Annotated in this window: 16 protein-coding genes; all 16 read left to right on the top strand. The window is 49.8% G+C overall.

The features are described 5' to 3' along the window. Nucleotides 1-7: 7 nt before the first annotated feature. The 16 genes from DW650_RS06705 to DW650_RS06630 all read left to right on the top strand — a co-directional run bounded on the left by DW650_RS06705 (nucleotide 8) and on the right by DW650_RS06630 (nucleotide 14,768). Nucleotides 8-1,456: a phage tail sheath family protein gene (locus DW650_RS06705; protein WP_117483635.1), complete on the top strand. Its 1,449-nt coding sequence runs from the start codon at nucleotides 8-10 to the stop codon at nucleotides 1,454-1,456. Nucleotides 1,457-1,458: 2 nt separating this feature from the next. Further along, nucleotides 1,459-1,983 (top strand): phage major tail tube protein, encoded by a 525-nt coding sequence (locus DW650_RS06700; RefSeq protein WP_118209421.1) that lies wholly within the window; start codon nucleotides 1,459-1,461, stop codon nucleotides 1,981-1,983. An 18-nt stretch (nucleotides 1,984-2,001) separates the two neighbouring features. After that, entirely contained in the window at nucleotides 2,002-2,361 is a 360-nt protein-coding gene (locus DW650_RS06695) for a phage tail assembly protein (protein ID WP_117483633.1), read from the top strand. A 129-nt stretch (nucleotides 2,362-2,490) separates the two neighbouring features. Then, a complete protein-coding gene (locus tag DW650_RS06690) occupies nucleotides 2,491-6,084 on the top strand; it encodes a phage tail tape measure protein (protein ID WP_118209420.1) in 3,594 nt (1,197 codons plus the stop codon). 12 nt (nucleotides 6,085-6,096) lie between these two features. Next, nucleotides 6,097-6,300, top strand: a complete 204-nt coding sequence (locus tag DW650_RS06685; protein WP_117483631.1) for a tail protein X — start codon at nucleotides 6,097-6,099, stop codon at nucleotides 6,298-6,300. 2 nt (nucleotides 6,301-6,302) lie between these two features. Further along, a complete protein-coding gene (locus DW650_RS06680; RefSeq protein ID WP_118209419.1) occupies nucleotides 6,303-7,607 on the top strand; it encodes a phage late control D family protein in 1,305 nt (434 codons plus the stop codon). A 13-nt stretch (nucleotides 7,608-7,620) separates the two neighbouring features. Continuing rightward, nucleotides 7,621-8,157, top strand: a complete 537-nt coding sequence (locus DW650_RS06675) for a hypothetical protein (RefSeq protein ID WP_118209418.1) — start codon at nucleotides 7,621-7,623, stop codon at nucleotides 8,155-8,157. A 4-nt stretch (nucleotides 8,158-8,161) separates the two neighbouring features. Beyond that, entirely contained in the window at nucleotides 8,162-8,560 is a 399-nt protein-coding gene (locus DW650_RS06670) for a phage tail protein (RefSeq protein WP_118209417.1), read from the top strand. Nucleotides 8,561-8,573: 13 nt separating this feature from the next. Further along, nucleotides 8,574-8,876: a lysozyme gene (locus DW650_RS06665; RefSeq protein WP_118209416.1), complete on the top strand. Its 303-nt coding sequence runs from the start codon at nucleotides 8,574-8,576 to the stop codon at nucleotides 8,874-8,876. Continuing rightward, nucleotides 8,869-10,023, top strand: coding sequence for a baseplate assembly protein (locus tag DW650_RS06660; protein ID WP_118209415.1), 1,155 nt, complete (start codon nucleotides 8,869-8,871; stop codon nucleotides 10,021-10,023). The genes DW650_RS06665 and DW650_RS06660 overlap by 8 nt, the downstream gene beginning before the upstream one ends. After that, on the top strand, nucleotides 10,016-10,924 hold the full coding sequence (locus DW650_RS06655) for a phage tail protein (protein ID WP_118209414.1): 909 nt from the start codon (nucleotides 10,016-10,018) through the stop codon (nucleotides 10,922-10,924). The genes DW650_RS06660 and DW650_RS06655 overlap by 8 nt, the downstream gene beginning before the upstream one ends. A 13-nt stretch (nucleotides 10,925-10,937) precedes the next feature. Next, nucleotides 10,938-11,489: a phage tail-collar fiber domain-containing protein gene (locus tag DW650_RS06650; RefSeq protein ID WP_118209413.1), complete on the top strand. Its 552-nt coding sequence runs from the start codon at nucleotides 10,938-10,940 to the stop codon at nucleotides 11,487-11,489. Continuing rightward, nucleotides 11,489-12,766: a hypothetical protein gene (locus DW650_RS06645; protein ID WP_118209412.1), complete on the top strand. Its 1,278-nt coding sequence runs from the start codon at nucleotides 11,489-11,491 to the stop codon at nucleotides 12,764-12,766. Before DW650_RS06650 ends, DW650_RS06645 begins: the two co-directional genes overlap by 1 nt. 421 nt (nucleotides 12,767-13,187) lie before the next feature. Next, nucleotides 13,188-14,411 (top strand): reverse transcriptase domain-containing protein, encoded by a 1,224-nt coding sequence (locus DW650_RS06640; RefSeq protein WP_118209411.1) that lies wholly within the window; start codon nucleotides 13,188-13,190, stop codon nucleotides 14,409-14,411. After that, the gene (locus DW650_RS06635; RefSeq protein ID WP_118532531.1) at nucleotides 14,350-14,613 is read left to right on the top strand and encodes a hypothetical protein; all 264 of its coding nucleotides are present in this window, start codon (nucleotides 14,350-14,352) and stop codon (nucleotides 14,611-14,613) included. Before DW650_RS06640 ends, DW650_RS06635 begins: the two co-directional genes overlap by 62 nt. Further along, on the top strand, nucleotides 14,613-14,768 hold the full coding sequence (locus DW650_RS06630) for an XkdX family protein (RefSeq protein WP_118209409.1): 156 nt from the start codon (nucleotides 14,613-14,615) through the stop codon (nucleotides 14,766-14,768). Before DW650_RS06635 ends, DW650_RS06630 begins: the two co-directional genes overlap by 1 nt. The last annotated feature ends 146 nt before the right edge of the window (nucleotides 14,769-14,914 follow it).

The raw sequence follows: 14,914 nt of genomic DNA, 5'->3' as shown, positions 1-14,914 counted from the left end.
AAAAGCAATGGCTTACAATCATGGAGTAAGGGTAAAAGAGCAGGCAACGAGCCTGGTCGCACCCGTTACAGGAACAGCCGGACTGCAGGTAATCATCGGAACAGCACCTGTGAACCTCGCAGCCGACCCGTACAAGGCAACCAATGTACCGATGATCGCCTACAGTTTCAGTGAAGCCGTGGAGCAGGCTGGATACAGTGACGATTTCAAGAATTACACGCTCTGCCAGAGCATGGACGCTTGCTTCCGTGTTCTCAATATCGCACCGATTATCTTAATCAATGTGCTCGACCCGAAGAAACACAAGAAAGCAAACGAGGAACAGACCGTGAATGTGGAGAAGATGCAGGCAACAGTAAAGGTGGTAGGCATCCTCGCAGATACCGTAGAGGTAAAGGCAAACGAAGCCACACTCACAGCCGGAACGGACTACATCACGACATTCGATGATGACGGATACCTTGTGATCACATTAACCGCAGGAGGCAAGGGTGCATCAGCCAAGACCCTCACAGTCAATAGCACAAGCATCGACCCAACTGCTGTAACAGAGAGCGACATCATCGGTGGATACAATGCAAGTACCGGAGCAGAGACTGGTATGGAGTTAATCCGCCACATCTATCCGAAATTCAGCATGACACCGGGTCTGCTCTTAGCACCAGGATGGACGCAGAAGCCGAATGTAGGTATCGCCCTGGCAGCAAAGTGCGAGGAAATCAACGGAGTATTCACTTGCGAATGCATCCTCGATATCGACACCGCAGAAGCAACCAAGTACACAGACTGCAACGACTGGAAGAATAAGAATGGATACACCAACAAGCACGCAGCACTTCTCTGGCCGCAGGTAAAGGTCGGAACGAAGCAGTATGCATATTCCGCTATCTTCGGAGCGTTGACAGCGTACACAGACGCAAGCAACGATGATGTGCCGAACCTCTCCCCTTCCAATAAGCTGATCGGAATTACTGGTCTCTGCCTGGAAGATGGAACAGAGGTGGTTCTGGATGAATTACAGGCAAACCTCTTAAACGGACAGGGTATCATTACCGCAATCAATGATTCCGGATGGAAGTCATGGGGCAACAACACAGCGTGCTATCCGGCGAATACAGACCCGAAAGACAGATGGTTCTGCTGCCGTAGATTTTTCTCATGGTGGGGCAACAGCTTCATCTTGACCTACAAACAGAAAGTAGATGACAATGGAAATTATCGCTTGATTGAGTCTGTTGTGGACAGTGAAAACATCAGAGGAAACTCATACGTGCCGAGTAAATGTGCAGGGGCAAGAATTGAATTTAGTGAGGACGAAAATCCGGTAACGGACATCCTTAACGGCAAGATCCAGTTCCATCAGTACCTCGCACCATATGTACCCGCAGAGGACATCCTCAATATTTTGGAATTTGACCCGACCATGCTGTCGGCAGCATTAAGCGGAGGTGAATAAGAATGAACGCATTAGGTATTCCGGGAGTTATCAATAACTTCAACCTTTATAACGATGGAACAGTACTTGTAGGTCTGACAGGGGAAATCTCCCTGCCGGACTTCGAGGGAATGACCGAGACACTGAGCGGTCCCGGTATCCTTGGAGAAATCGAGGAAGTAATCATCGGACAGTTCGGAAGCATGGAGTTGGAGATTCCGTTCCGAATTCTCGATGAGGACGCATTCAAGCTGATGTCCCCTGCAACCTCGCTGAATCTGACACTCAGAGCCAGTGAGCAGTTTACAGTCAAGAGCACAGGCGGCATTGACTACAAGGGCATGAGAGTAGTTGTCCGTGGACGGATGAAAAAACTTACAAGCGGCACCGTGAAGCAGGGCGGGGCGATGGACGCAGCAGTGATGGTAGAAGTTGTTTATATCATGATTGAACTTGACGGCAAGCAGAGAGTCGAACTTGATAAGCTTAACAATGTCTACAAGGTCAACGGTGTGGACTTACTGGCAAAAATCAGAAAGCAGTGTTAATTAAGGAGGACGAGCAAGATGGAAAAAGAAGCAAAGAAAACAGAGGTAGCAGTAGAGGTATTGGACAAAGACGGAGAAGTGATCGAGAACGAGTATACGGTAGTTTTTAATAAGCCGTACACATTCGAGGGCGAAACCTATGACAAAATCGATCTAAGCGGACTGGACAATCTGACAGCAGCGGACATGATCGCAGCAAATAAGATTCTGGACAGAACCGGATCATTCACATTCCTTCCGGAAATGTCTTTGGAGTATGCGTGCATCATCGCTGCCAAGGCAACCAAACTTCCGGTGGAATTTTTCAAGGGATTACACCCGAAGGAAGCAGTCAAGGTCAAGAACCGTGTGACAGCTTTTTTCTACGGAGCGGAATAAGTCCAACTGACGGTGCAAACCTCCGGAAACTCGCAATACAGTTATCAATGACATTACGGACCGGGATAGATTTCTTTCTATCTCTGTCCGTTTTTGAATTGCGGGAAATAGCCGAGGAGGTGGCAGACATTGGCAAGCAGCAGCAAAGAGCAGGAACTCGCCATTAAAATCGCAGGCAAGGTCGAAAACTCTTTCAAGCAAAGTCTCGGAGTAACCGAGGACGGATTAAACAAAATAGCGAGCGTTGCTAAGAAAGCCGCAGCAGTGGCGGCCGCAGCATTCGCAGCCGTTAAGGTCGGAGACTTCATATCCGGTGCGGTTGATGAGTATGCGGAATTTGAACAGGCAATGGCAAACACCTCTGCTATCGCAGGGGCATCTGCGGACGATTATGCGAAACTGTCTGCTGCGGCCAGAGAAGCAGGTAAAGCGACAACCTTCACGGCTTCGGAGGCGGCCGATGCCTTGGGATATATGGCACTGGCGGGATGGAATGTGGAAGAAAGTACCGCAGCCTTAACACCAGTGCTTAAACTCGCAGAAGCAACGCAGGCAGACCTTGCTACCACCAGTGACCAGGTAACAGACTCCATGAGTGCCATGGGAGTTGGAATAGATGACTTACAGGGATACCTCGATGTTATCGTAACGACCAACAACAAGGCGAATACCACGGCGGCAGACCTTATGGATGCATTCATCGGATGCGGTGGTGCAGCCAGAGCCGCAGGTATGAACTACAAGGAAACCTCCACAGCACTCGGAATCTTGGCGAACAACGGTATCAAGGGCAGTGAAGCAGGTACAGCGTTGAACTCAATGCTTGTACGAATCAGCACCAAGGATGTAGCGCAAAAGGCATTCAAGGATTTAGGGGTCGCAGTTTACGACAGTTCCGGGGAAATGAGGAACATGAGGGATATCCTCGTGGACTTAAACGGTGCAATGGCAGGAATGACGCAGGAGCAGAAAAACTCCTATATGTCAGCAATTGCCGGAACGAACTACTACTCACAGTTTGGTTACTTACTGGACGGAGTAAAAGAGGGAGTAAACGGCTCTGCATCAGCATGGGATGAACTCGCCGGAGCAATCGACAATTCGACTGGCGCACTGGATGCAATGGATGCAACAGCGACCGGAACATTACAAGGCGCACTGGCACGATTCCAGTCGGCAATCAGCGACCTAAAGATAAGCATGGTAGAGGACTTCGGACCGTATGCGATGCAGATCATAGATGCGGTGGCATTGAAAATCCCGGATATTACGGCAGGGTTCAGCGAACTCATTCAAAAACTACCAATCCAAGAATTCATGAACGGAGTCGGTCAGATGGCAGGCGGTGTTCTGGATTTTGTCGGAAAGATAGTGGACGGTCAGAGTTTATCCGAAGCATTCTCGTCAACACTGGCGGAAGATTTCGGTGTGGAACTGCCCGGAGGCGTACAGACATTCCTTGGAGTGATCCAGAACCTGTGGGATGATTTCCAGTCATTCATTGGATGGATAGGAAGCACCGCCAAAGCAACACTGGGCGGATTAAAAGATACAATTGCAGAGCATGAGCCACAGCTACAGGCAATCATGGATTTGTTATCAGATGTGCAACAGAAATTCTCGGAAGCCTTCGAGGGCGCAAGTGATGATGCAAGCAGTCTGGTAAGCGGAGGACTTCCGGCACTGGTCGGGGCACTCTTGGATGTACTGGGCGCAGCGGCAAATGTACTCGACAAATTCGTGGAATGGAAAGGTTTTATACCTACCGTGACCACACTGGCGACAGCCATCGCAGGATTTAAACTTGCGAAAACAGCGATAGAGATCGCAAAGGTTACCAAGGCAATGACACTGCTTCGGGTAGCCAAGATAAAGGATAAAGCGGAAACATTGTATCTGAACGCACTATATGCCAAGGACGCAATCGTGAAAGCAGCATCCACAGCAGCAACATGGGCACAAACAGCAGCCACAACCGCATGGAACGTGGTCTGCACGGCGGCAACAGCGGTAACGACCGCACTGGGTGCAGCGTTTACATTCTTAACCAGTCCGATTGGCTTAGTAATTCTGGCAATCGGAGCAGTAATCGCTATCGGTGTATTACTGTATAAAAACTGGGATACGGTAAAGGAAAAGGCAGGGCAACTCGGAGAGTGGATCTCCGCAAAGTTCTCCGCATTGAAAGATGCGGTCTGCAATGCGGTGGACGGCTTCAAAGATAAATTCCCGGTAGCCTTCGAATTTATCAAGGGTGTATTTGATGGATGGTGGACAACCGTCAAGGGAGTAATTGACGGAGTGAAACAGGTATTCCAGGGAATCATTGACTTCGTAGCCGGGGTATTTACCGGAGACTGGAGCAGGGCACTGGATGGACTGAAAAACATCTTCCTCGGAGCATTAAATGCGCTGAAATCGTTGGCACTCGCTCCTTTGAACGCACTGAAGGGTGTAGTAACCGGAGCATTTAATGCCATAGACACAGCCACAGGCGGAAAGCTGACGGCAATTAAAGAAAAAGCGTCCGAATGTTGGAACAATGTGAAGCAGACGGCAGGTACAGTATTACAGGCAGCCAAGGACACTGTAAGCGAAAAGCTGAACAACATGAAAACCGCATACGAGCAACACGGTGGCGGAATCAAGGGTGTAGCGGCCGCAGCGGTCGAGGGTGTCAAAGGATATTACACAGCCGGATACACATTCATAGACAATCTGACAGGCGGAAAGTTATCAGCCATCAAGGATAAGTTCACATCCAAGATGGGAGAGGTAAAGGCGAGCGTTTCGGAAGCATTAAACAATGTCAAGGACACAGCCGGAAACCTCATGGAAACAGCCAGAGCGAATGTAGGGGCAAAACTCGATGCCATGAAATCTGCGTATGACAGCGCAGGCGGAGGCATTAAGGGAGTGGTCGCAGGAGCAATGGCAGGAGTACAAAGCACCTTCTCCAGTGTAATGAGCACCGTGGATACATTGACGGGAGGAAAATTATCCTCCATTACAAGTGCATTCACAAACAAACTGAACGCAGCCAAAACAGCCGTCACGAATGTCCTTGGGAATATCAAGCAGGCATTCAGTGACAAACTGGAAGCAGCGAAAAGCGTGGTAACCGGAGCACTGGACAAAATCAAGGGAGCATTTAACTTCAAGTGGTCACTGCCGCACCTCAACCTCCCGCACATCAGTGTAAGCGGAGGACAAGCACCATACGGTATCGCAGGTAAGGGCTCACTGCCTAAGTTCTCAATCGAATGGTACAAAAATGGTGGTATTATGACGCAGCCTACCGCATTCGGAATCAATCCGGAAAGCGGAAATTTAATGGCGGGCGGAGAAGCAGGACCAGAAGCAATCGTGCCTCTTTCCCAGTTATGGGAGAAAATGACGACCATCCTAAAAGGCATTCTCGCAGAGAGCCAGAACGGTGGCGCAGGCAACGCACTGTCGGCACTGGTGGATAAGGTCGGGGCAGCAATGCAGGGAAGCACGCAGACACCAATATCCGGTCTGCTCGACAGACTGAGTGGCGGTGGAAACGAACCGCAACCTGCGACAGCAAACGGAGCACCAATAAACTACGCACCAGTATATAACTTCAACGGCGCAGCACCTACGAAGGATGATCTGGTGGAAGCAGAGCGTATGTCACAGGCAGAATTCAATGAAATGATGGAGCAGTGGCAGCGTGACAACGACAGAAAGAGGTTCTAAGGAGGCGAGAGAATGGCAGGCACATACGAAACGGTGCAGGGCGACACATGGGATAAGATAGCGTACCAGGTCTACGGAGATGAGAAGTACGCAGGATACCTCATGGAGAACAACCGCCTGTTACTGGAATACCTGGTATTCCCGGGCGGGGTCACTCTCGCCACACCGGAACTGGCAGATGAGGTAGACGAAGATCTGCCAATATGGAGGGATTAAGCATGGACCCAAGGAAAGCAACCGCCTCCGTTTCATATAATGGAAAGCGGATCGATACCAAACTCGCAGAGTACCTCCAGTCATTCAGTTACACAGATGTTGCATCGGGAGAGAGCGACAGCCTCTCCCTCAACATCAATGACAGAGACAGGAAGTGGATCAAGTCATGGTTTCCAAGCAAGGGAGACACCATGGCGGCCACGATTATTATGAAAAACTGGAGCAAAGAGGGAGATACGCAGAAATTAAGCTGCGGGTCTTTTGTGATTGATGATTTCAGTTTTTCTGGAACACCAGTCAAGCTGAAACTGGAAGCGTTGGCACTTCCGGCAGACAGCAGCTTCAAGGAAACACAGAGAACCAAAACATATGAGAAAACAACCTTGGAGAATATCGGACAGGAAGTCGCAAAGCGGGCGGGCATCAAACTGTACTATGAAGCACCAAGGATACCAATAGAAAAGGTGGAGCAGAGCGAGAAGGATGACTGCTCATTCTATAACGAGTTGGTAAAACTCTACGGCTTCGCCATGAAGATATATAAAAACAAAATCGTGGTGTTTAACGAAGCCACCTATGAGAAAAAGAAATCAGTGGCAACGCTGACGGAACAGAACATAGAACCGAACTGGTCATGGAACACAAAATTGTGCAGAACCTACACCGGGGCGAAATATGAGTACACCAACAATGATAAGAACCAGACGATAAAGGTCGAGGTCGGTGGCGGAAACAGGATACTAAAGGTCACGGATGCAGCGAGCAACGCATCGGAAGCAGAGCGCATTACACTGGCAAAAATCAATGAAGCCAACAAGGGCGACACAACCATGTCGGTAACAATGACCAGAGCCAACAGGAAGATCATAGCGACCGCCTGCGTGACCATAAAAGGCTTCGGAAAATTGGACGGCAAGTACTATGTGGAAAAGGTCACATGGGATATCGGAAGCGGATGTAAGCAGAAACTCGACCTTCGGAGAGTGGCGGATCGCTTCACGGATGCCAAATCATCGACCAAGTCTGTGGCAAAGAAGTCAAAGACAGAGACAAAGTCCTCCACAGCGACTACCACGGCAACGAAGTCCACAGGAACGCAGACACCAGTAAAGGGCGGAAAGTACACACTGACCACTACGAAAAAGGGTTACTACACCGCAGCCGAAGCATTGGCAGGCAAGGTAACCGGAGGACACCCGACAGGTACAAGACGACCTGGAACATATACGATATTCAACATTTCACAGGGTATGCTGAATCTAACGACCAAGGCAGGAGTGCCGGGGTCATGGATAAACCCAAACTAAGGAGGTGGAGAGCATGGCAGCAGCGACAATCAGACTGGGGAAGATATCCTCAATCAATTACACAGCGGGGAAAGCCAGAGTGGTGTATGAGGACAGAGACGACTCCGTGACAAGCGAGCTTCCATTCCTCGCCCTGCAGTACAACATACCAAAGGTAGACGACCTCGTGGTCGTGGCTTGCTTTTCCAACGGCACGGTGTCCGGGGTCATACTCGGACCGGTGTATAATTCAGCGAACACACCACATGAGGGTGGCGCAGGCATCTTCCGGCAGGAGATGAGCAACAATGTGAATGAAGCAGTCATGTCCTATTCAGAAAAGAAGCAGACAATGATCCTGCGTGCCCCGAAGATAGAACTCGAAGGGTATGGATACGAGGACAAGCCGTATGTGACACTGGAACAGATAAATGATGCGTTCTCGGATATTGATGATAACAAGACCGGGATATCCAACCTGCAGGATGACACAGCCAAGACAAAGGGAAAGCCGTCCCTGCAGTCGCAGTTGGACGCACTGGAAAAAAGAGTGAAGGCACTGGGAGGTTGATGAGATGGGAAGAATAGGAAACTTCGGAAAACTGATCGTCTTTGAAACGAGCGACAGCAGAATCCTCAACTTCACGGACTACCAGAGAACCATATCGGCAAACTGGGCGAAACATGAGCGCATCGGGAAAAAGCCGCAGTCAGAATTCCTCAACCCAGAACTAATGACAGTACAGTTCAAGGTCGTGCTGAACGCACAGCACGGAGTGAAGCCGTGGAAAACATTCCATGAAATTACAAAGGCGGTGCAACAGGGAAGAGTAGAACCACTGGTCATCGGAAACCATGCCGTAGGCTCGCATAAGTGGAAGATCACGCAGGCAACCCAGTCAAACCTTGTTGTCATGGGAACAGGGGAAATCCAGAAGATGGATGTCAATCTTTCATTGGAAGAATATCTGTAGGGAGGGCAGCGGAATGACAATAGACCTAAAAAACATAACCGTAGCCTTTGACTACACAAACGGAGACATCGCAGATATTAAAAGGTGTCTGGAATGCTTATACCAGACGGCAGAGGGAACGTGTCCGCTTGACCGGGAATTCGGTCTGAATACGGACTTTGTAGGAATGCCGATGGATGTGGCAAAGAGCCAGTTCGCAGTGGAGATCATCGACAAGACGGACCGGTACGAGCCAAGGGCAACAGTAAAAGATATCAACTTCTCATTCAATGAGGATGGGCAGTTGCAGGCGGAGGTGGTAATAACAAATGTCTGATACAATCCAAAGCGTAAAAGACCTCCCGGAGGTGTCGTTCATTGACAATGACACACTGGAAGCAATGAAAACAAGAATGGTGGCAAACTTTGAGAGCGAATGGAAGCGCATCACAGGACAGGAGATAACACTCTCTCCTTCAGATCCGAATCGCATCATGCTATATGCCATCGCACTGGAATTATACCAGGACGAACAGTACATAGACAGAGCCGGAAAGCAGGACTTAATCAAATACTCCTACGGCGAATTCCTCGACAACCTCGGAGCAGGCAGGGGAGTAACCAGAAAGCAGCCGGCCCCTGCGGAAACAACACTGAGGTTCACTCTTTCAGAGAAGCGACCTGCAGCCGTAGGCATACCGGAAGGAACAAAGGTCACGGACGGCAACCTCAACTACTTCGCCACGGTAGGATACGAGGAAATCCCCGCAGGGGAAACCTATGTAGATGTGAGGGCACTCTGCACCGAGAACGGAGTGGACGGAAACGAACTGCTGCCGGGGCAGGTCAATGTACTGGTTGATCTGATACCGTATGTGGAGAGCGTAAGCAATACGACCAAGACAAGCGGTGGAGCAGACCTCGAATCAGACGAGAGCCTTGCAGAGAGGATATTCCTCGCACCAAGCGGATACAGTGTCGCAGGACCGGACGATGCATACAAATACTGGACAAAGACCTACAGCCAGACCATCGGAGATGTAAAGGTAACCAGTCCGAACCCGGTAGAGGTAGAAATCCGTTTCATTATGACGGACGGAGAACTCCCGACCAAGACTGTCATAGACGGAGTGGCAGCATACCTGCAGGATGAAAACATCCGCCCACTTACCGACAAGGTAACCGTGCTCGCACCGGAGACGGTCAAATTCAACATTGCATTCACATACTATGTAAATTTGAGTGACCAGTCCAAGGCAGGAACGATACAGGCGGAGGTGGCGCAGGCGGTGGCTGACTACATCGAATGGCAGACCAGAACCATCGGCAGAGATATCAACCCTTCAGAACTCATGAAGCGGATCGTGGCAGCCGGAGCAAAGAGGGCGGAGATAACCTCCCCAGTATTTACGACCGTGCCGGATACCAGTGTCGCAAGGATAGGAACGCAGACCGTGACATACGGAGGTGTTGAGAATGATTAGTTTATATGACGGACAGATCACAGACCTCCTACAATGGAAGATAGCACAGAGCACTGAGGTGCGCTGCATATCCTACGCAGTGCAGCAGGAACACCAGAGGATGCTCCGACTGGCAGCGCATACCAGAACCATGGCAGTCATTGATGAACTGCCGGAGCGGATACTGGATGTACTGGCGGTGGAACTAAGGACACCATACTACCAGGAGAGTATGAATCTGGAAACTAAGCGAAATATCATAAAGAGGACGCTCCTGTGGCACACCAAGGCAGGAACTCCGAGTGCGGTATCAGAACTGATAGAGATTGTATTCGGAGAAGGCAGGACAGAGGAATGGTTCGATTACACCGAGGGGCCATACACCCCCGGAACATTCGACATCATAACCAATGCCAGAATGACAGAGGAAATGGCAAATTACTTCCTCTCCATCATTCAGAGAGTAAAGAACACCCGCTCCCATATCCGCAGGATACTGGTGGAGCGAGAAATGGAGATGCATGAGACAGTAGCATCCGGGGTGGTCAGCAGTCCGAAAGAACAGGTGCTGAACCACCACCAGACCACAAACGATTACACCATGCAGGAGACGGCCGCATCAGCCGTAACCTCCGCACCGTCCAGAACGGTAACAAACCACCCGGAAGGACGCACTGGAGATATTGGCATGGAAGGGAACGCTGCCGCAGGTGCAGTAAGTTCCCCGCATGAGACTATCGGGAATAATGTCAACCCACGCACAGGCACGCTGTTGGGCGGTGTGAGCGGTTTTGCAGCGATAGTGGTAAGAAACACCAAGACCACAATTCTAAACGGAGCACAGCGAACACAGGCAAGCGTACACGGCACTGTGCCGAGGGTGGCAGTGGGAATGGCATCACATTCCAAAATAACAACATAAAGGAGGAACAACGATGGCAGGAGTATTCAAAGAAGCAGTGCTGACAGCCAAAGGAATCGCCCTGCTCGCCAAGGCACAGGCAGGAAGATGCACAATCAAGCTGACCAAGGCCGCAACCGGAGACGGATCATATTCAGATGGCGAAGCACTCACAAACAGAACTGCTCTCAAATCCAAGAAGCAGGAGTTCGCACTGATCACAGTGACGACCCAGAACCAGTCCAATGTATATGTGAAATTTATCATCACAAATAAGCAGGACACCGGAAACCTTAAGAATGGCTACTACGTGAAAGAGGTCGGCATTTATGCACAGGACCCGGACGGGGGGGAAATCCTCTACGCACTGGCAGTCGGAGTCGCAAACCAGTGGGATTATATGCCCGCTTACAACGACCTCCTCCCGTCCACGATTACCATGGACTTCTTAACCGAGGTCGCCAACGCAACAGATGTAACTATCGTAACACCAAATAGTATGTACCTTTACGACCAGACCACTGGGGATAAGTATGTGCTTGGTGTGGATAAAGGACTTTTATACTACGAGGAGGTAGAGGAATAATGGGAAAGACATACATCGCAGACAAGGAAACCCTCGACAAGTGCTATGCGATTTTATCCGCAGACGGAATCTATGGCTTTATTGAGCACATGGATGTTTTAAGTCCGACAGCACGAATCGAATACATCGGACAGAACAAAGACTTTACTCCGATTTCACTCAACAAGGACACCGGAACAATGACACTCAACAGTTGGGCGGACTTCCCGATCATCGTGGCAAATAAGCCGTGGATGGTAAGGGCAGACGGAACACCGGACTACAGACTGGATGAGAACGACTACACCAAGAAAGAGGACGGCACTGCTTCGGATGTTTCCAACACAAGCTACAACGGCGGAGCGTTCTCGTGGCTTGCCAAGATTTACAAGCAGGAGTATATGCTCGGCAATGATCGTGTCGTTAAATTCTCCATGAGGGAAAGAGACGGATTCGAGCCTGTCGGATTTAAAGACCCGAACAACAATGTACTGGAGGGTGTATGGATTCCGATGTTTTACGGTTCAATCCTCGGAGCAGATACCTCCACACCAAAGATGGTGTCTCTGGCAGGATTGCAGCCTTGCTACAATAACACCACAGACAAAGAGCATACCGCAATCGTAAACTTCTCAAGCCGTGCAGCATTCCTCGGTGGCGGAATTGTTCAGACAATCACTGACCTTCTGATCATGTTCGCAAAGAGCACGAACTCACAGGAAGCATACGGCTATGGAAATTCAAGCGGATACGATGCGAGCCTTGCGCCGACCAACGGAGTGAAGCAGAACGCAGTCGTAGGTGGCGGACAGTTCTACGGAACAAAGGATGCGAAGTCACTCAACAAGATCTTCCACTCCATCGTCCTTGGAACATATCAGCAGTGGATGCGTGACCCGTACACATTGCTCGTGAATGGCAGATACAAGGTCAGCAAGAACTACACCTACGATGTGACCGGAGCAAAATACCAGGATACAGGCATCAGCCTTCCGAAGATGCTTAACGATGACGGAAGCACACAGAAAACAGGTATTTTCTATCCGCATAAGTACCAGACTGTTCCCGGCTTCGGAGCAGTTCCGGTTCATCCGTGCAAGGGAAGCACATCCACTGGCGGCTGTGACGGATTATGGCAGAATGTCGAGATTGTGGCGGTCGCCCGTCGGTTCGGTAATTGCAGCAGCGGTACGAATGCTGGTTTGCGCTACTTGGCTGTGGACTCCACTGCCGGGAATGCCTACTGGAACTTCGGGGCCGCCGTCCTTCTTTTACCACCTGTCGGGGTCGCAGCGTAAGCAAGACACCGTGATAGGGGGTCTGGGGGTCTGCGTCAGCAGAATTCCCCCAGTGGAACAAAATCGGATTTTAATAGCGTAAGGAAGAATAACAGGGGCGCAGGACTGCGTCACCTCGGGCGGTCGCCCTTCGGTTCGGTAATTGCAACAACGGTACGAATGATGGTTTGCGCTACTTGAATGTGAACAACACTGCCGGGAATGCCAACTGGAACATCGGGGCCGCCTTATTCTATCTTAAACGGAATAACAACCCAAAGCAGTCCTGCTTCCTACACCGCTGACCTTTGAAACAAGGTTTACTCACCATTACTGGGAAGATGAGTGGAAATGAGTCCGACACAGGACGCACGGTAAAGCGGTCGCACCTGCCGTGCGTAGGAGATAGAAGAAAAAATATCTTATAGGAGTACTCAGCAGAATGAGAAAAACACACACAGAAATCCATCTGCGTAATGAACCGGAACACGGTCACAAAGAGTACAAATATCTGTATCAACAAATGCTGAAGGATGATGTCATTCGGAAGGCATATAAGAAATTACGCAAAGGAAAAACCAAGAGAAAAGAGATCCAGTATATAGACGCACACCTCGATGATGAGGTGCAGAAAATGTACGACATGATCCTAAACACAAAGCCGGAGGGAGTGGACGTCCCACACCCGGAACTGGCATACAAACCAAAGAAAAGAACCCCGAAGATCATCTTCGAACATGGGAAAAGACGAAAAATTTATATGCCGGAAATCCATGAACAATGGCTGCACCACATCATCGTTCTGGTATTAGAGCCAATCATCACAGCCACAGCCTATCCATACTCCTGCGGTTCGTTCCCAAAGCGTGGAGCACACTACGGAAAGAGACAGATAGAGCGGTGGCTTTTGCATGACCCGAAGGGAACACGGTGCTTCGCAAAGATGGATATCCGGCACTTTTATGATAGTATCCGGCTGAAAATTCTGATGAGGGAACTGGCAATCCGAATCAAGGATGACTGGTTTTTATACATCATCGGATTATGCCTACAGGGATTTAATAAAGGAATCCCTCTCGGGTTTTACATCAGCCAGTGGTTGGCAAATTACCTCTTAGAACCACTCGACCGACTGATTACAGAGGTGCTCGGTCTGCCAAAGCTGCAAAGGTACATGGACGATATCGTCATATTCGCAAGCAGCAAGAAAGTCCTCCAGAGAGCCATCGTGGAGATAAGGAAGATGCTCGGTCAGCGTTTCAGATTAAAGCTGAAGCACAACTACCAGGTATGCAAATTCTACTACGAGAAGGGCAAGCGGAAGATAGGTAGGACACTGGACTTCATGGGTTTTATATTTTACAGAAACAAGACGCTGATCAGAAAGAACATCATGCTATCCGCAACACGGTTGGCAAAGAAGATGGAGAGGTCAAAGGAAGCAAACCGTGGATACTTTCACAGACACATCGAAGCCATGCTGTCGTACATGGGATGGTTTACCTGCACGGACACATACGACTGTTACCAGAGCAGGATAAAACCTTATATCCATGTGGGCCGGCTTAAGAAAATAATATCAAAAATCAAAAGGAGGCAGAACCATGAAGGAATGGACCAAGGAAAGATGCTCCGAGGAGCCGCAGGAGCTGCAGCTTGTGGCTGACGGCATCTACATCCAGAGAAAGAACATCGAGAGAGTGCAGCACGAAGCAACCGAGGGCATGGAAGCCTACGCCGACTGGGAGTGCGATAGCAGGGAAATCACTGTATCGGAATACCAGATGTTGGAATCCATCAAGCAGATCAACACCGACAAGGCGATTGATGATTACACCGCACAGCTTATCGAGGAGGGATTGTTATAATGAGACTATTAATCGACAGTCTGAAAAGACTTTATGCCGCAGGCAGGCTGACAAAGGAACAGATCGCAGCCAGAGTGGAGAAGGGAACTATTGATGAAGCAGAGTACGAGGAAATCACAGGCGAGAAGTACAAGGCAGAAACCAAGGCAAAATAACTTCCAATGTACCCACGCACATGGGAGCAGGTACTGCCATAAGCACATGAAAGAATGTGACCTCGACTGCAAGGAAAGCGGCACCTGTGCCCACTGCACAAATTACCACATACCGATGACGCAGTACCCATGCAAGCGGTGTGAGA

Source organism: Roseburia sp. AM23-20 (genome assembly GCF_003470905.1).
GTDB lineage: Bacteria > Bacillota > Clostridia > Lachnospirales > Lachnospiraceae > Roseburia > Roseburia rectibacter.
This window is presented reverse-complemented; position numbering and strand designations above follow the sequence as displayed.